The organism is Micromonospora sp. NPDC048909 (assembly GCF_040649635.1).
Taxonomy (GTDB): Bacteria; Actinomycetota; Actinomycetes; order Mycobacteriales; family Micromonosporaceae; genus Micromonospora.
Map to the genome: position 1 here is coordinate 38,703 of NZ_JBEZFU010000018.1, position 17,337 is coordinate 56,039.

Annotated in this window: 15 protein-coding genes; 4 read left to right on the top strand and 11 right to left on the bottom strand. The window is 71.9% G+C overall.

All coding sequences use genetic code 11. The features are described 5' to 3' along the window. The first annotated feature begins 188 nt into the window (after positions 1 to 188). The gene (locus AB0C04_RS30300) at positions 189 to 1,799 is read left to right on the top strand and encodes an NAD(P)/FAD-dependent oxidoreductase (RefSeq protein ID WP_357061327.1); all 1,611 of its coding nucleotides are present in this window, start codon (positions 189 to 191) and stop codon (positions 1,797 to 1,799) included. Positions 1,800 to 1,862: 63 nt separating this feature from the next. Here AB0C04_RS30300 and AB0C04_RS30305 read toward each other — a convergent pair whose 3' ends face one another. The 4 genes from AB0C04_RS30305 to AB0C04_RS30320 all read right to left on the bottom strand — a co-directional run bounded on the left by AB0C04_RS30305 (position 1,863) and on the right by AB0C04_RS30320 (position 6,659). Further along, positions 1,863 to 3,206, bottom strand: a complete 1,344-nt coding sequence (locus AB0C04_RS30305) for a glycoside hydrolase family 18 protein (protein WP_357061329.1) — start codon at positions 3,204 to 3,206, stop codon at positions 1,863 to 1,865. A 106-nt stretch (positions 3,207 to 3,312) separates the two neighbouring features. Next, positions 3,313 to 3,672, bottom strand: coding sequence for a hypothetical protein (locus AB0C04_RS30310; RefSeq protein ID WP_357061332.1), 360 nt, complete (start codon positions 3,670 to 3,672; stop codon positions 3,313 to 3,315). 60 nt (positions 3,673 to 3,732) lie between these two features. Next, complete coding sequence (locus AB0C04_RS30315) at positions 3,733 to 5,193, bottom strand: SDR family NAD(P)-dependent oxidoreductase (protein WP_357061334.1); 1,461 nt, start codon at positions 5,191 to 5,193, stop codon at positions 3,733 to 3,735. 191 nt (positions 5,194 to 5,384) lie between these two features. Continuing rightward, on the bottom strand, positions 5,385 to 6,659 hold the full coding sequence (locus tag AB0C04_RS30320; protein WP_357061337.1) for an MFS transporter: 1,275 nt from the start codon (positions 6,657 to 6,659) through the stop codon (positions 5,385 to 5,387). 124 nt (positions 6,660 to 6,783) lie between these two features. Between AB0C04_RS30320 and AB0C04_RS30325 the strand changes: the two genes are divergently transcribed. After that, positions 6,784 to 7,719, top strand: coding sequence for a LysR family transcriptional regulator (locus tag AB0C04_RS30325; protein ID WP_357061339.1), 936 nt, complete (start codon positions 6,784 to 6,786; stop codon positions 7,717 to 7,719). Between the two features lie 41 nt (positions 7,720 to 7,760). Here the strand turns inward: AB0C04_RS30325 and AB0C04_RS30330 are convergent, their stop codons facing one another. Next, positions 7,761 to 8,222, bottom strand: a complete 462-nt coding sequence (locus AB0C04_RS30330) for a MarR family transcriptional regulator (RefSeq protein ID WP_357061342.1) — start codon at positions 8,220 to 8,222, stop codon at positions 7,761 to 7,763. Positions 8,223 to 8,250: 28 nt separating this feature from the next. Between AB0C04_RS30330 and AB0C04_RS30335 the strand changes: the two genes are divergently transcribed. Next, positions 8,251 to 8,799 (top strand): hypothetical protein, encoded by a 549-nt coding sequence (locus tag AB0C04_RS30335; RefSeq protein WP_357061345.1) that lies wholly within the window; start codon positions 8,251 to 8,253, stop codon positions 8,797 to 8,799. Here the strand turns inward: AB0C04_RS30335 and AB0C04_RS30340 are convergent. Beyond that, a complete protein-coding gene (locus AB0C04_RS30340) occupies positions 8,778 to 9,473 on the bottom strand; it encodes an ElyC/SanA/YdcF family protein (RefSeq protein WP_357061348.1) in 696 nt (231 codons plus the stop codon). The genes AB0C04_RS30335 and AB0C04_RS30340 overlap by 22 nt on opposite strands. A 201-nt stretch (positions 9,474 to 9,674) precedes the next feature. Further along, entirely contained in the window at positions 9,675 to 10,748 is a 1,074-nt protein-coding gene (locus AB0C04_RS30345; protein WP_357061350.1) for a hypothetical protein, read from the bottom strand. Positions 10,749 to 11,010: 262 nt separating this feature from the next. Between AB0C04_RS30345 and AB0C04_RS30350 the strand changes: the two genes are divergently transcribed. Beyond that, on the top strand, positions 11,011 to 13,317 hold the full coding sequence (locus tag AB0C04_RS30350; protein ID WP_357061352.1) for an LLM class flavin-dependent oxidoreductase: 2,307 nt from the start codon (positions 11,011 to 11,013) through the stop codon (positions 13,315 to 13,317). 33 nt (positions 13,318 to 13,350) lie between these two features. Here the strand turns inward: AB0C04_RS30350 and AB0C04_RS30355 are convergent, their stop codons facing one another. From AB0C04_RS30355 to bla, 4 genes are all read right to left on the bottom strand, one after another. Continuing rightward, complete coding sequence (locus AB0C04_RS30355; protein ID WP_357061355.1) at positions 13,351 to 13,878, bottom strand: MarR family winged helix-turn-helix transcriptional regulator; 528 nt, start codon at positions 13,876 to 13,878, stop codon at positions 13,351 to 13,353. 64 nt (positions 13,879 to 13,942) lie between these two features. Next, on the bottom strand, positions 13,943 to 14,770 hold the full coding sequence (locus AB0C04_RS30360; RefSeq protein ID WP_357061439.1) for a DUF72 domain-containing protein: 828 nt from the start codon (positions 14,768 to 14,770) through the stop codon (positions 13,943 to 13,945). 173 nt (positions 14,771 to 14,943) lie between these two features. Then, positions 14,944 to 16,227 carry a D-alanyl-D-alanine carboxypeptidase gene (locus AB0C04_RS30365; RefSeq protein WP_357061358.1) on the bottom strand — a complete coding sequence of 428 codons (1,284 nt, stop codon included), beginning with the start codon at positions 16,225 to 16,227 and terminating at the stop codon, positions 14,944 to 14,946. A gap of 76 nt (positions 16,228 to 16,303) precedes the next feature. Then, positions 16,304 to 17,065: a class A beta-lactamase gene (gene bla / locus AB0C04_RS30370; RefSeq protein ID WP_357061361.1), complete on the bottom strand. Its 762-nt coding sequence runs from the start codon at positions 17,063 to 17,065 to the stop codon at positions 16,304 to 16,306. Between the last annotated feature and the right edge of the window lie 272 nt (positions 17,066 to 17,337).

Genomic DNA, 17,337 nt, shown 5'->3' on the forward strand with positions numbered 1-17,337 from the left:
CCCCGACCGTAGGGGAGGGGTACGGGGTGCCCGCTCGCCGAGCCGCTGATCCGACAGTTGGCGCTTCCCGCGTACCCCGGACAGCGCCCGCGCCCAGCGGATAGCGACGCCGCCGCGGTGCTCGATAGCGTGCGGACACCGCCGGTCACCCGTCGTCGCGTCAGCCGCCATCCTCTCGGGAGGTCGCCATGAAGATCGCCGTCGTCGGGGCCGGATTCGGCGGACTGAGCGCAGCGAAGGTGCTGCGGCAGAGCGGGTTCGACGTCACCGTGTTCGAGAAGGCCCCCGACGTCGGGGGCGTGTGGAGTCGTACCCGGCGCTACCCCGGTCTGCAGACCCAGAACGACAAGGGCACCTACCACCTCTCCGACCTGCCGATGCCCGCGCACTACCCACAGTGGCTGACCGGTGAGCAGGTCCAGCGCTACCTGGAGAGCTACGCGGAGCTGTTCGGGCTCGGCCCCGTGCTGCGGCTGTCCACCGAGGTCGTCTCCGCCGAACTCGTCGACGGGGAGACGGGGTGGCGGATCGGCTTCCGGCCGGCGGGCAGCGACGAGCCGGTGTCCTGGGAGCGGTACGACCACCTCACCGTCGCGAACGGCATCTTCTCCGACCCGTACATCCCGTCGTTTCCCGGCCGGGAGGATTTCGTCGCCGCCGGGGGACGCGTCCTGGCCGCCGGTGGGTTCCACGACCTGGAGACGGCCCGGGGCAGGCACGTTGTCGTGGTCGGGCACGGCAAGTCGTCGTGCGACGTGGCGGTACCCCTCAGCGACGTCGCGGCGCAGACCCACCTCGTCGCCCGCGAGCTGCTCTGGAAGATGCCGAGGAAGCTCGGCCCGGTGAACTACAAGTACCTCCTGCTCACCCGGATGGGCGAGGGACTGTTCCGCTACATCACGCTGAAGGGCTTCGAGCGGTTCCTGCACGGCCCCGGCGACGGCGTACGCCAGGCGATGCTGCGCCGCGTCGGCGCCGCCGCCACCCGGCAGCTCAAGCTGCGTGAGCTGGGTCTGGTGCCGCACGGCACGTTCGCGGACATCGCCCGCAGCACCGTCAGCCTCGCCACCGAGGGCTTTCCCGAGCGGGTCGCGGACGGCCGGATCACCGTCCACCGCGACCGCGTGATCAGCGAACTCCTGGTCGACGGCGGACGACCGGCCGCCCGTCTCGCCGACGGCACGGTGCTCCCCGCCGACCTGGTGATCTGCGGCACCGGCTTCCGGCAGCACGTGCCCTTCTTCGACGCCGCGCTGCACGCCCGGCTGGAGGACGGCGCGGGCAACTTCATGCTGCACCGGCAGATCCTGCCGATCGACGTCCCGTGCCTGACCTTCGCCGGCTACAACTCGTCGTTCTTCAGCCCGCTCAGCGCGGAGATGGCGGCGGTGTGGATCGCCGCGTACCTGCGGGGCGGAGTCACGCTGCCGGGCGCCGAGGAGATGCGGGCGCAGGTGCGGGACCGGCTGGCCTGGATGCAGGAGCGGACCGGCGGACACCACGCCCGCGGCACGAACATCATCCCGTTCTCGATGCACAACATCGACGAGGTGCTCGACGAACTCGGTCTCAACATCGGCCCCCTCACCCGCGCCCGGCAGTGGCTGCTGCCGGTCGATCCGGGCGCCTACCGGCGGGTGACGCCGCGCATGATCCGGCGCACCGCCGCGGCGGCGGCCAGGTCGCGCGCGGGACGGACGGCGACCGAGGAGGCGGTACCGACGACCGACGGGCCGGCCCGAGCCGGCGACGCCGCGACGCCGCTCCCGGCCACCCGGCAGCCGGGTCCGGGGCGCTGAACGGCCACCGGCCTGCCATCGACCGGTCCCGGGTCGGTGGCAGGCCGGCGTCGTGAGGTACGGCTAGCGCGTCGTGAGCCCGAGGCTCATCGTCCTGGTCAGGGTGGCGTTGTCGTCGTCGCCGTCCAACGACCAGGCCATCGCGCCGGCCAGGCCGGCCCGCCGGATGTAGAGCATCTTCTGCAGCACGACCGCCGGATCGTCGTACGTCCAGAGGGTCGTGCCGTCGAACAACCAGGCGTGCCCGGAGCGCAGGTCGCGGTGGACGCTGTAGCCGTTGCCGGGCAGGGTCTTGAGCTGCTTGTAGTCCTCGTAGCCGGCCGCGAAGGTGGCCGGCGCGGGCCCGGCGGCGGGCTGGAACAGGCCGTTACCGCCGCCGGTGACCCCGGTCCAGCCCTGGCCGTAGTACGGGATCCCGAGGACCAGCTTGCCGCGCGGCGCCCCGCGGGCGATCCAGCCGTCGATCGCCACCTCGACCGAGAAGTCCGGGTCGTCCGGCGCGCCCGCCGGCACGCGCAGCGCCGACTGCTGGTTGGTCACCGCGTCCCACGAGCCGTGGAAGTCGTACCCCTGCACCGTGGCGAAGTCCAGGTACTTGAAGATCTTGCGGCCCTCGAATCCGGCGTCCATGGCCGCCGGGTTGGCCGGCAGGAACGCGGTCAGCGGGTGGTGCGTGCGGGTCGTCCGGCCGTAGGCGTCGAGTTGCCGGCGGAACTCGGCGAGCAGCTTGGTGAAGTTCTGCCGGTCCTCCGGGCGGACCACGTTGCCCGGCTCGCCCGGCCAGTTCGGCCACTCCCAGTCCAGGTCGATGCCGTCGAAGACGCCGGCGCCGGAACCGGGTCCGCCGCTGCCGCCGTCAAGGTTCGGCAGGTTTCCCTTGAGGTAGAGGTCGATGCACGAGGCGACGAACGCCTTGCGGGAGGCGTCGGTGCGGGCCGCGTTCGAGAAGTACGTGGACCAGCTCCAGCCGCCCAGCGAGATCAGCACCTTCAGGTCGGGGTGCTTCGCCTTGAGCTTGGCCAGTTGGCCGAAGTTGCCGTTGAGCGGTTCGCCCCACGCGTCGGCAACGCCGTCGACGCTCTCCTCCGCCGGGACGGGACGCTGATAGTCGGCCCAGGCGTCGCCCTCGCCGGGCCCGCCGTCGACAAAGCAGCGCCCGTCCTCGCTCACGTTGCCGAAGGCGTAGTTGATGTGGGTGAGGCGGCTCGCCGCCCCCGAGGTGTCGAGCTTCTTGACGGGGAAGGCGCGGCCGTAGATGCCCCACTGGGTGAAGTAGCCGACCCGGTGGTAGCCGTCGCGGCGGTGTGAGCTGTCACCGGCGCTGGCGGCGGCGGGCGGGGCGGCGGTGACCAGCAGGGTCGCCAGGGCGACGAGGGCGGTGAGGCGGCGGGGACGGAATGGTCGCATCGGCACTCTCCACGGTGAATGGAGCGGAATTAGTTAAGAGACCTTTCTGATTGATGAAGTTAAGCCGATCACATTCCGCGGTCAAGAGCTGGGCGACGCGGGGGCCTCACTGGCCGAACGTGTACCGCAGGTTCGCGTTGATCAACTGGTTGACCCGCTTGCGCAGGTGCCCGAGCAGCGCGGGCTCCGGCAGCGGCGCCGCCAGCAACAGCGTCCAGCGCAGATCGGTCCCACCGCCGCCGTCGGTCGCCAGGTCGAAGCGCACAAGGGCGTCCGGCCGCTTGATCCAGATCGAGGACCACACGACGAGGGCGGGCTCGCGAGCGTCGAGCGTCCGTGGCCGTTCTTCGTCGTCCAGGAGCAGCAGCCACGGACGGGCCGGGTCGCGGTCCGGCTCGGTGAGCGCCTCGAAGACCACGTGCGGCGGCGCCGGTTGGGTCCTGCGGCGGCTACCAGCTTCGAGCACGCCGAAGTCTAAGCGACCCGGCAACTCCTGCCGTCCCGGTCGCAACGAGTAGCGTGCCGATCACCAGGCGCAGGGCGCGTAGTCCTTCAGGAAGCAGCCGTACAGGTCTTCGCCCTGCTCCCCGCGGACGATCGGGTCGTACACCCGGGCCGCGCCGTCGACCAGGTCCAGCGGGGCGTGGAAGCCCGCGTCCGCCAGCCGCATCTTCGTCGGGTGTGGCCGTTCGTCGGTGATCCAGCCGGTGTCGACGCTGGTCATCAGGATGCCGTCGGCGAGCATCTCCTGGGCGCTGGTGCGGGTCAGCATGTTCAGCGCGGCCTTGGCCATGTTGGTGTGCGGGTGCCCCGCCCCCTTGTAGCCGCGCGCGAACTGCCCCTCCATGGCCGACACGTTCACCACGTACTTGCGACGTGCGCTCGCCGCTGCCATCGCCGGGCGCAGCCGACTGACCAGCACGAACGGCGCGGTCACGTTGCACAGCTGCACTTCGAGCAACTCGACCGGGTCGACCTCGTGCACCCGCTGCACCCAGCTGTTGACCGGGTCGAGGTCCGGCACCAGGCCGCCGGCGTCGATGGCGGTGGCTGCCGCGATCCGTTCCGGCGAGGCCGAGCCGCTGGTCAGCGCCAGCGCGGTGAGCGCCTGCGGAGTGATCGCGGTCGACTCCGGCGCGGCGGTCAGGCTGCCCGCCGTGTCGCCCCAGCCGCCCGGCTTGGCGAAGGTGATCATCTCGGGCAGCGGACCGTCCGGCAGGGCGGCCGCCTCCGCGGCGGCCAGCTGGGCGTACGCCCCGGGTGTGCGACGCACGGTCTGCGCCGCGTTGTTGATCAGGATGTCGAGTGGTCCCTGGCTGCTGACCGAGTCGGCGAGGGCGATGACCTGGGCGGGGTCGCGCAGGTCGATCCCGACGATCCGCAGGCGGTGCAGCCACTGCTCGCTGTCCGGCATCGCGGCGAATCGGCGCACCGCGTCGTGCGGAAACCGGGTGGTCACGGTGGTGTGCGCACCGTCGCGCAGCAGCCGTAGCGCGATGTACATGCCGATCTTCGCCCGGCCACCGGTGAGCAGCGCCCGCCGGCCGGTCAGGTCGGTACGGGCGTCCCGCCGCTCCCGGTTCAGCGCCGCGCAGGACGGGCAGAGCTGGTGGTAGAAGGCGTCCACCTCGCGATAGCGCTGCTTGCAGACGTAGCAACCGCGCGGGTTGTGCAGGAAACCGGCCGTGGCGCCCTCGGTGGGGGAGGCGAGCGGGATGCCCTGGGTCTCGTCGTCGATCCGGCCGGGGGCGCCGGTGGCGGTGGACGCCGTCACGGCGCGGTCGGCCGCCGCGATGGCGTCCCGCCGTTCCTCACGTCGCCGCTGCTTGATCATCTTGTAGAGCTTCGCGGTGGCCCGCTGCACCCGCACCACGTCGGGGTGGTCCGGCGGCAGCTCCTCCAACGCCTCGAAGACGCTGAGACAGGTTTCGAGCTGGCTGCGGTCAATGCCGTGCTGACCGGTTTCGGTAAGATTTTCCGCCGTCATGCTGTCGCTGTCTCGTCCCGTTCCCTGAGCCGGCGCTAACCGGCCCACCCCAGATCCGACCCGGAACTGTACGCACCGCACGGCCTCCCACGCATCCCGCGGCGGGGCTCGGGGTGGTAGCCGACGCCAAAGTCACACCGGCCGGTGCCACCGTCGACGTCGGGGCAGCCGGCGGGCGAACCGGGCGAAGGTCATCGAGCGGCGGTAACCGCCGGCGGAACGGGCTCGCCGGCTGGCGGGACGGGCTCGCCGGCCGGCGACGGCGTGTCGGCGCCGCGCGGCAGCAGCAGCGGGGTGGCCAGGAGCAGCACGCCGGCGAGGCCGATCGCGATGCGGACGTCGGTGGCCGCGGCCAGCACGCCCCAGAGCGCGGTCAGCACCGCGATCGCACCGGTGCCCGTGACGTTCCAGGCGACCAGCACCCGACCGACCCGGGCGGCCGGTACCCGCCGGAGTCGCTCGGTCGCGAAGAGCGGGTTGAACACCCCCATGCAGGTGATCAGCACCAGCTCGACCGCGATCACCAGGACCACGCCCGCCGTGCCGGGCAGCACGAAGAACAAGCCGACCGGCCACAGCGCGCGCAGCACGCCCGAGACCAGCAGGACCCGGCGGCGCCCGTAGCGGGCTGCCAGGCGCGGGGCGAGTCGGGAGCCGACGAACCCGCCGATGCACGGAAGCCCGAACGCCAGCCCGTACTGCCAGGCCGCCCAGCCCAGATCGCCCAGCAGCAGTACCGCCAGCAGCGGCTCGGTCGCCATGATCAGCGCATTGACGGTCACGGTGTTCAGGAACAGCGGGCGCAGCTCGCGGTCGGCGACGATGAACCGCCACCCCGCAAGCAGATCCGCGCCACGTGCCCGGGTAGCGCTTTGGTACGTCGGGCGTGGCTCGCGCTCCCGGATCATGCCGATTGCGAGCGCCGACAGCAGGAACCCGAAAGCGTTGGCGATCAGGGTGACCACCGGCCCCAGCAGACTGATGGCGCCCCCACCCAGGGTCGGCCCCACCGCGGTCGCGGTCCAGGTGGTCGACTCGAAGCGGCCGTTCGCGACGAGCAGCAGGTCGGGGCCCACGATCGACTTCAGGAAGGCGCCGCTCGCGGCGCTGAACGCGATGTTCGCCGCCGCGCTGAGCACCGAGACGATCAGCAGTTGGGGGTAGCTCAGCAGCCCGAACCCGAACGCGATGGGGATGCTCAGCAGGGCCGCGAACCGGATGACGTCCGTGGCGACCATGATCGGCTTCTTCGGCTGCCGCTCGACCCACGGACCGAGCGGCAGCGCCAGTCCCGCACCCACCGCCAGCCCCGCCGCGGCCAGCGCGGAGACCGCGGCCGGACCGATGTCCAGCACTTGTATCGCGATCAGCGGGAAGGCCCCGAACCCCAACCAGGTGCCCACGGTGCTGGCGGCGTACGCCGACCACAACCACCCGAACGACCGCCCCAACCGCTGCCGCGCCATGCTGACCCTTCCGCCGCCACCGATCGTTGACGGTGAGGATTCGACCAGGCTCGGTGATCCGTGATCCAACAACGGGCCCGCCGGCGAGCCACAACCAGCGGTTGTGCGTCCGTACCATCCGGGCGTGGACATCGAGGCCGTGCGTACCTTCGTCGCCGTCGCCGACGCGGGACAGTTCCAGGAAGCCGCCATCGACCTGCGCATCACCCAGCAGGCCGTCTCGAAGCGCGTGGCCAACCTCGAACGCAGCCTCGGCGTCACCCTCTTCGCCCGCACCGCCCGGGGCGCCCGGCTCACCCTCGACGGGCAAGCCTTCCTCCCGCACTCCCGTGAACTGCTCCGAGCTGCCGAACGGGCGGCCGCCTCGGTCCGGCCGGGCGAACGCGCGCTGCGGGTGGACGTCCTGAACCGGCGCATCGCCCCGGCCGTGACCCTGCAGGGCTTCTACCGGGCCCACCCAGGGACCGAGCTCGACGTCGTCACGCTCTCCAACGTCAACGTCGAGACAGCGATCGAGGCGGTCCGGGCGGGGGAGATCGACGCGACCTTCCGGGCCGTACCCGTGCCCGCCCGCGAACTACCCGACGGCATCCTGGTCGAACGGGTCCTGGACGACCCGCTGCAACTGCTCGTCGGCCCGGCCCACCCGCTCGCCGCCGCCCGCTCGCTGACCCCCGCCGACCTGGTCGGGCACCGCATCTGGATCCCGGGCATCAAGCAGGGCACCGAGTGGGCCGCCTACTACGACGAGCTCACCGAGGCGTTCGACCTGCGGATCGACGCCATCGGCCCGAACTTCGGCACCGAAATCGACGAGATCGCCGGCTCCGCCGAGCTGGCGACCCTGGTGGGCGCCGGCGATCGGTACACGTGGCCGGCCACCCACGACCTGCGCCGCATCCCGCTGCACGGCCCGACGCCGGTCTACCCGCACTCGTTCGTGCACCGTGCGGGCAACCCGCACCCGATGCTCGCCGCACTGCGTCGGCACCTGGTGGCCTCCCGCCCGGCCCCCATGGCCGACAGTTGGACGCCGAGCTGGGCCGCCGCCAGCGACTGAAGCTGGACCGCATGTGCCCGGCACGAGGGTTCTGCCCCTGTTCAGGAGGGGGCCGGCGGGTCGGCGAGCTTGACGGTCTGCGCCCGCAGGACCCGGATGGTGTTCTCGATGTAGTCGACGATCGCCGCCATCTCGCGCTCGTCGTACGCCGCCATGAAAGCGGTCATCTCCCGGCCCAGGTCCGCGAAGATGCCGCTCAGGTCGGGCACCGCGGACTCGTCGGCGACGAGGAGCACCCGACGACGGTCGGTCGGATCCGGTTCGCGCCGGACGTACCCCGCGCGCTCCAGCCGGTCGACGATGCCGGTGACGGCGGTGGGCCCCACCCCGAGTTCGGGGGCGAGCGTGCCGGTCGGCATCGGGCCGGACCGGACGATCAGGCCGAGCGCCTTGTGCTCGGCGGCGTTGAGGCCGAGCCGTCGCGCGATCGCCTCGTGGAACAGCACCACCGCCGTGCTCAACTCCCAGCCGTAGTCCCGCATCAGACTCACCCATTGCTTCATCGATCTGGATAGTTCATTCTCGTGAAGTATGAGGCAGACACTCGCACTGAGCAAAGCCGCGCTCCACTGGGCGGCCGTCTTCTACGCCCGTCACCTGGTGCTCGTCCTCGGGCTGTCGCTGGTGCCCACCGTGCAACGGTTCCTCGTGGTGCGCTACGACGTGGCCACGCCGGTAGCGGTGACGACCGAGGCGCTGGTCGTACTCGTCCGGCTGCTCCTGCTGCTCCTGATCATCCGGCTCCTGTTGACCGAGTTGGCGGCGTCAGGAATCGACCGTCACCGGGCCTGGGCGCGTCTCACGGCCGGTATCGACGCGCGACGCGTCGCGTTCTGGCTCCAGTGGGTGGTCCTGGCGGTCGCGTTCGTCGTCTTCGACGTCATCCCCAACGTGGTCATCGCTGCCGCCGTGCCCGAGGCGGGTCGGGAGACGGTGACCGCGGTCGTGGTGGCGGTCAAGAATCCCACCGTCATCGCCTTCACTTTTCTGTGGATGGTCGGCATCGCCCGCACGCTGATCGTCGAGACCGACGATCAGGCTCCCCGCACGCCGGACGGTCAGCGGCTGAGCGCGTCCTGAACCGCCGGATCCGCGGGCGAACGGACCGCCGGCGGCCTGCGGCGGATCGCGTCCCACGCCGCCTTGCCGCTGGCGAAGTAGTCCCGGACCGACTTCTCGGCGAGCAGGGTGAACCCACAGTCGGCGCAGCGGGCGATCACCCCGTCGACATCGAGGCCGAGGTGTCGGCAGAGCGTCACCGCCCGGGACACGTGGTAGGACTGGGTGACGATCAGGGCGCGGTCGACTCCGTACACGTCGCGCGCTCGCGCGCAGGTGTCGTAGGTGTCCAGGCCGTACGGGTCGGCCACGACGCGACGCGGATCGACACCGAGCCGCTCGGTCAGGTAGGAGGTCATCACGGTCGGCTCGTCACCGGATGATCCGCCCCCGTCTCCCGAGACCAGGACCACCCGGGCGCGGCCGCTGCCCACCAGCTCGGCGGCGGTCTCCAGCCGGCCGGTGAGCCGGTCCCCGGGCTGACGTCGGTCCGTCGCCACGCTGGTACCCAGGACGATCACGACGTCGGCGGCCGGCGCGTCGGCCTCGTCGTACACGTGGCCGCGCGCGGCGATCGTCGTCCAGAGCCAGGGAACGCTGGCGAGCAGCAACCCGGCCAGGCCCAGCGCGGCCGTACGCGCCAGCCGCCGCCGCCACCGGTTCGGCCGACCGTCCGTGTCGGGGCTCTCGCTCACCTGCCGCTGCCGAGAAGCGTCGTGGTGTCCACCGTTCGTCCTCCCCGTGGTGGTGGCGGGACCGGATGCGGCCGGTCGCGCCACCGACGCGCGCGTCGGCCGGTCCACGATGTACCGACCGAGCCTCGCCGCGCTTGAACAATAGACGTGACGCCCGGCCGGGGGAGGCCCGGCCGGGCGAGACCACGCTCGGGTGACCGGTCAGTCGACGGTTGGCGGTGCGGTCCGCGCCGCCTCCTTGAGGGCCGCCGCCGCCGCGGCGTACGGGTTGTGGGCGTAGGTCCGGGCCAGGCCGGCCGGGACGGTGAAGTATTCGGCGGACAGCTTCGCCGGGTCGCTGGCCAGCTCCCCGCGGGCGGGCAGGTCATTGCCGTCGTCCCAGCCCCAGGGCGCGTTGGCCGAGTTGGACGAGCAGCTCCAGGTGTCCGAGCCGCAGTCACCGGAGGCGTCCCCGGCGAAGGTGCCGAGGCTGGCGAAGAGGCTCGAGTTCGCTCGCTGCGCCCAGAGGCCGCCGGCGGCGAAGATGTCGATCAGTTGGTAGCGCACGTCACGGTCGTTGCCGTTGCTCGGCGTCTCGGCGACCGTCGACGGGTAGTAGATCAGGCCGTCACCGTTGATCGAGTACTGGGGATACGCCTTCAGGCCGTGGCCCTGCGCCTCCTGGGCGGTCACCGGGTGCGGGAACGCGTCGTGCGGCGACGTCTGGAACTGCAGGGTGCCGTCGACGCTCTCGCGACCGCTGGTCCAGGTGCTGCCGGTCGGCGTGTACGAGTAGAAGTCACTGTGTGCCACGGTGACGGCCGCGCGCAGGACGCCGTAGGTGGAGCCGTCGCGCTCGATCGCGAAGAGCACGCCCTCGCCGTCGTTCTCGTGCTCGGTCTCGAAGAACGGGTGGTCCGTCCAGTCCCGAGGGTGGAAGAACAGGTACGTGATGTACCAGTGGGTGCTGGTCTCCACGACGGAGTAGTACGCGTGCGCGGCGAGCGAGGTGCCGGCCTGGCCCGTCCGATCCCAGTTGTTGCGGCCGTTCAGGTCGCCGTCGAAGTCGACCTTGGCGAGGTAGTCGGACTGCCCGCCCAGGGCGTGGCTTCCGGTGGCGTCGACGTCCTGGTAGTGGATGGGGGCCCAGCGGAGGGCGAGCTCGGCCCGGCTGACCGCGGCGCTCGCGGGGGCCGCTGCCGTGAGCTGCGCTGCCGCCAGCGTCGCCACGGCGCCGGCGGCCGTCAGCGCCTTCACCACCCGGGATCGCCAGGACTTGCTGCTGCTGTCGCGCATGGTGTGCTCCTGCGTCCGAATTGACAGATAGCAATGGATCATCGCGGCCCCGGACACCGGGAGCGTGTCCGTCGAGCGAAGAAAGGATAGATGGATTTCGACGTAGAAGGTCGCCCGCCGGTGGCCGAACGGGGCGCTGCGGGGCCTGGGGCGACACCCACGCCGCACCCGGGAATCACCCCGAGGTGAGATGTGTTGTTCGGCAACAGATATGCCACACAGAATTCATGTTCGATCAACGATGACAAGCGGGAGTGGAGAAATGCCCGATTACGGCCACGAACTTCTCTTCGGGACGTTCCTCACGCCGAGCGCACACGATCCGGACCGGGTCGTGACGCTGGCGGCGCTGACCGAGGCGGCCGGGCTGGACCTCGCCACCTTCCAGGACCATCCGTACAACGCCGAGTTCCTCGACACCTGGACGCTGCTGAGCTGGGTCGCCGCCCGTACCGAGCGGCTGCGGGTCTCCGCGAACGTCCTGAACCTGCCGCTGCGCCCGCCGGCCGTCCTGGCCCGGGCCGCGGCGAGCCTCGACCGGCTGTCCCACGGCCGGTTCGAACTCGGCCTCGGCGCCGGCGCCTTTCCCGATGGGATCGAGGGCATGGGCGGCCGTCGGCTGACCGCGGGACAGGGGGTGGCGGCGCTGCGGGAAGCGATCGACATCCTGCGCGGCGTCTGGGACGACGCCGCCACGGGGCCGCTGAGGCGCGACGGAAGGTACTACCCGATCCCGGGCATGCAGCGCGGGCCGGCGCCGGATCACGACATCAACATCTGGCTCGGCGCCTATCAGCCCCGGATGCTGGCGTTGACCGGCCAGACGGCCGACGGCTGGCTGCCGACCCTGGAGTACCTCCGGTCGCCGGACCGGGTAACCGCCAACCGGCTCATCGACGAGGCGGCGGTCGCGGCCGGACGCGACCCGCGGCAGATCCGCCGGCTGCTCAACCTCTTCACCGTCGACCTGTCGTCGGGCAACCGTGGCTTCCTGCAGGGCCCCGCCGAGCAGTGGGTCGACCAGCTCCTCCCCCTGGTGATCGACGAGGGGTTCAGCGCCTTCCTGATCGGCCGCGACGACCCACGCCTCATCCAGACCTTCGGGCAGGAGATCGCGCCCGCTCTCCGCGAGGCCGTGGCCAGGGAGCGCCGGGGGAGCGGGGCCAGCACCGGCCCGGTCCGGTCGGCCGTCGCGCTGGCCAAGCGTCAGCCCGACGTCGACTACGACGCGCTGCCCGCGTCACTGGCCACCCGCGCCGTCGAGCCCGGCGACCCGGAGTACGAACGGGTGCGCCACTCGTACAGCTGGCAGGGCTCGCCGGCGCTGGTCATCCGCCCCCGAGACGCCGCCGAGGTGATCGACGCCGTGGCCTACGCGCGAACCCAGAACCTTCCGTTCTCCGTACGCAGCGGCGGGCACGGCATCAGCGGCCGTTCGACGAACGACGGCGGAATCGTTCTCGACCTGTCCACGATGAACAAGGTCGAGGTGCTCGACCGGGCAACCCGCCGGATCCGGCTGGAGCCGGGCGCCCGCTGGGGACACGTCGCCCAGGAGCTCGCCCCGTACGGCCTGGCGATGAGTTCGGGGGACTACGGCGACGTGGGCGTCGGTGGCCTCGCCACCACCGCCGGCATCGGATACCTGGTCCGCAGGTACGGCCTGACCATCGACCACATCGTCGCCGCCGAGATCGTCACCGCCGACGGCAGCCTGCTCCGGGTGGACGAACATCATCACCCCGACCTGTTCTGGGCGATCCGCGGCGCCGGCGGCAACTTCGGCGTCGTCACCGCCCTCGAACTGGAGGCGTACGAGGTCGGCGACGTCGTCTACGCCCAACTCGTCGCCGACGCGACCGACACCGCCGAACTGCTCGGTCGATGGGGCCAGCTCGTCGAGGACGCGCCCCGGGAGCTGACCAGCTTCCTCGCCCTGTTCCCTGGTCGCCGGGGCAACCCGCCGATGGCCCAGGTCACCCTGGTCTACGCCGGCGACGACGTCGAAGCCGCGCAGGCCGCCCTGAGCCCGTTCCTGGAGATCGGACCGATCCTCGACCAGCAGGCCCAGCTCGCGCCCTACCCTGCGATCGTCGCGCCGCCCGGCAACCAGCACCGGGGCCAGGGACTGTCCGACAGCCACAGCGGCCTGCTGCACCACATCACACCGCAGGCGGCGGAGGCCATGGCGACGATGATCCACTCCGGTGACGTGATGATCATGCAGTTCCGGTCCGTCGGCGGTGCGGTCAACGACGTCGCCCGCGACGCGACCGCCTACGCACACCGGGACCAGAACTTCTCGGTGCTCGCCGCCACCGTCGCGGACCGCCGGGCCCGGCTCGACAAGCTCTGGGCCGACCTGTACGAGCACCTCGACGGCATGTACCTCAGCTTCGAGTCCGACACCAGTCCGGAGCGGCTCCTCGACGCCTTCCCCGAGCCCACCCTCAGCCGGCTACGTGCCATCAAGGCCACCTACGACCCGGAGAACATCTTCAACCGCAACTTCCCCATACCGCCGGCAGTCGCGCCGCAGACCGGAGCGGAGACCGACGATGCCGATTGAGATCGAACTGGCCCCGGCCCGGTCGCGTCGGACTCAGCGGCCGGGCTGGTCGGCCGGGGAGAGGACGTCGGTCACCGCCGCGCACGGGTCCGTCCCGGGTGCGGCGGCCTGGATCGCCTCGGCGGCGCGTTCGGCGAAATCGCGGAAGGTCGCGCGCTCCTGCTCGGGCAGCCCGCCCAGCACGTGGTCCTCGGCGTGCGCGACCCGGCGCTCGGCGTCGGCGAGCACCGTCCGCCCGTGGTCGGTCGCCACGATGCGCCGGGCGCGCCGGTCGCGCGGGTCCAACCGCCGCTCGATGAGGCCGGCGTTCTCCAGGTCGTCGATCACGTACGTCAGGACACTGCGGTCGATCACCAGGCGGGACGCCAGCGCCCCCTGCGTCGGCACGTCCTCGTGCACGACCACGGCCAGGATGTGGTAGCCGCGGCTGCCGTGCGGCAGGTCCTTCAGCGCCTCCTCGACGTGGTCGTGCCAGCGGCGCAGGACCATGCCGAGGGACCAACCGAAGTTGGAACCGCGCGCACGGTCGGCGGGCAGCTCGCATTCGTCGGCGTCGGACACATCCCCGACCCTACCAGGCAATATGTTGGTCAGCAGACGTGTTGCCGTGCAACGAATCGTTGGGTCAGAAGAGCGTCGACGGCCCGACCGGCGTCGGCTCCGGCAGCGGCTCGACCTCGGGCAGCCGCGCCCGGACCTCGGCGTGGAAGCTGCGGGCGAGCTCAGGCGCGTCGGCGTTGTCCGGGGTGTGCACGAAGAACGTCGGCGAACGCCCCTCGCGCAGCCAGCCGGTCACCACGTCGAGCCAGGGTCGCCAGCCCTCGACCGTGCGCGCCGGGTCGTCCCGACCGAGGTATCGGACGATCGGACGATCGGTCAGCGCGCGAGTGCGCAGCGGCGTGCGTGGCTTCTTGGTCCACGACTCCCGTTCCGCGTCGCTGGTCGGCGGAGTGCGGAAGAACGCGGTGGTGTCGAAGGGAATCCACTCCGCCCCGACCGTGCCGAGCGTTTCCGCGAGGGTCCGCGCCTCCCGGGGGTCGTCGAAGAAGGCCGGGTGGCGGACCTCCACGGCGTACCGGTGGGCGGTGGGCAGCCCGCGCAGGAACCGGGCCAGCACGGGTACGTCGGCGGGGCCGAACGAGCCCGGCAACTGGATCCAGAGCGCGTGCGCTCGCGGGCCCAGGGGTTCGATCGCGTCCAGGAAGACCCGCAGTTCCTCGTCGGCGCCGGTGAGCCGGCGTTCGTGCGTGACGACCTTCGGCAGCTTGAGCACGAACCGGAAATCGGGGCCGGTCTGCCGTGCCCACGACGTCACCGCCTCCCGCCCCGGAGTCGCGTAGAAGGTGGTGTTCCCCTCGACTGCGGTGCACCAGCCGGCGTAGGCGCGCAGCCGCTCGTGGGCCGGCAGCGGGTGTCCGAGGAACCGACCCTGCCAGGCCTTGTGCGTCCACATCGCACACCCCACGTGCAGGCGCATCCGAGCCTCCCACCCCGCGCGACCAGGCGCGGAGCGACCCGCGCCCGGGTACGGTATCCGGCCGGCCGCCGCACCCCGGGCGCGCCCTCCCGGCCCAGCGCCCTCGGCGACCGGCCCGGTGTGCTCCCCGAGGCCTGGACGGCGGCGGGTCAGCGGTGCGCTCGGATCCGCTCCCAGGTGCTCGGCGGCTCCAGCCGGATGCCCGTGCGCAGCGCCGTGGCGACCGGGGCGGCATCGCCGGCGACCGCACTGACCCGGCCGTGTTCGGCCCCGCCCGCCACGCGAGCGGGTACGGCCGGGATGTCGACGTCGAGGCGTACCGGCAGGCCCGGCCAGCCCAGCACGGTCAGGTCCTGCGCGGCGTCGATGCTCGTGCTGGCGCCGAGTGGCCCGCGCACGGTGGCGACCGGATCACCGGCCCGGACGACCGGGTGCACCGCGATCGCGGCGGTGGCGGTGCGGACCAGCGAGCGGGTCGCCCGGAACACCCGGTCCAACTGCACGGGAGTGTTGGCGCCGGGTTGCCCGAGGACGGCGCCCACGATGGTGATCCTCCGGTCACCCACCTTGACGACGGCGGCGAAGACCAGGCATCCACCGGCCTCGTCGGTGGACCCGGTCTTGATCCCCACCACGCCGTCCCTGCCGACCAACGAGTTGTAGTTCCGCACGGTGCCGGCGACCGGCAGGGTGGCCTTCTTCTGCGCCACGATCTCCGCGAACGCCGGCAGCTCCATCGCCTTGCGGGCGAGGATCATCTGGTCGACGGCGGTGCTCACGGTGCGCGGATCGAGCCCGGCCGGGTCGGTGTACCGGGTGTCGGCCATGCCGAGCGCGGCGGCCGTGTCGTTCATCTTGGCGACGAAGGCGTCGACGCTGCCGGCGTCCCAGGCGGCCAGGATCCGGGCCATGTTGTTCGCCGACGGGAGCAGCACCGCCTGGAGCGCCTGGCGCTCGGTGAAGACCGCGCCGGCGACGACCGGCACGAGGGACTCGCCGCGCGCCCGCTCCCGGGGGTACGCGGCGGCCTGCGCCGCGCTGACCGTGAGCCGCGGCCCCTGCTCGCCGCGCTCCAGCGGGTGTTCGGTCAGGATGACGTACGCGGTCATCACCTTGGCCACGCTCGCGATCGGCACCGGGTCGCTCCCACCGGAGGTGCCGAGCGAGCCCACCCCCTCGACGGAGAGCGCGGCCTGCCCGGTCTTCGGCCACGGCACCGCCGGGGGTGTCCCGGCGATGACGGTCGACGCGGGCAGGGTCCGGGTGACGGTCGGCGCGGGCAACGGGCGACGTAGCGGCTCGACCGCGACAGCCCCGGCGCCGGCCAGCAGCAGGGTCAGCAGTCCGGTGACCAGTACCCGTAGGCCGCGGCGCCGGCTCGGCCGCTGCGGCGGGACCGGCTCGATCACCTGGGTCGTCGCGGCGTCCAGCATCGTTTGTTTCCCCCGACTCTCACGCCGGCTGGCCGGCGCGGCGATTGTAGGTGTCACCGGGCGGGTGGTGACGGGCTCAGGTGAGGGTGGCCACCACATACGCGGCCGCCTCGGCAATGAGAGCCTGATCGTATTCGGCGTTTTCGGCGGCTCTGCTGGACATGATGGCGACGACGAGTGGCGCGGAATTCGGGGGCCACACGACGCCGATGTCGTTGACCGTGCCGTGGTCGCCGGTTCCGGTCTTGTCGGCCACGGTCCATCCCCGCGGCACGCCCGCCCGGATGCGTCGGGCGCCGGTGGTGTTGCGTTCCAGCAGGTCGCGCAGGAAGGCTCGCCGGTCGCTCGGCAGGGCGTTGCCCAGCACGATCTGCTGGATATCGGCACCGAGGGCCCGGGGAGAAGTCGTGTCGCGGGGATCGCCCGGGATGGCCGACACGATGTCCGGCTCGATCCGGTCCATCCGGGTGATGGTGTCGCCGAGACTGCGCGCGTACGCCGTCAGCTGGGCCGGCCCGCCGAGCTCGCGGAGCAGGAGGTTGCCGGCCGTGCCGTCGCTGTACCGGACCGCGGCGTCGCAGAGCTGACGGAGAGTCATTCCCGTGGCCACGTGCTTCCCGGTGATGACGGCACTCTTCATGAGGTCGCGACTGGTGTACCTGACGACCGTGTCCAGCTGCGACAGTGGCTTCCGATCAAGGACGGCGGCCGCCGCGAGGGCCTTGAACGTCGAGCAGAAGGCGAACCGTTCATCCGCCCGGTGGGCGATGGTGGCGCCGGTCCCGGTGGCGAGCGCGTACACCCCCAGGCGTGCGTCGAACTTCCGTTCCAACTCCACCAGGCGGTCATGGTGATCGACGGTCGGGGCGGTGGGGGGCGGGGAAGCGGAGGTCGGGATAGCGGAGGGTGGGGCGGCGGGGGAAGGGGAGGCGGGCGGGTCGCCGGCCGCGCACCCGGCCAGTGGCAGCAGCGCTGCCACCCCGAGGATGGCGCGGCGGGTGGCGCGCGGTTGCGATGCCCGAGGGCCGGCCGAGGCCGGGACCGCCGGCACCGTCCCGCCGGGCGGGTTGAGATCTTCCATCGTGGGTTACACGCGCGGCGGCCCGGCGA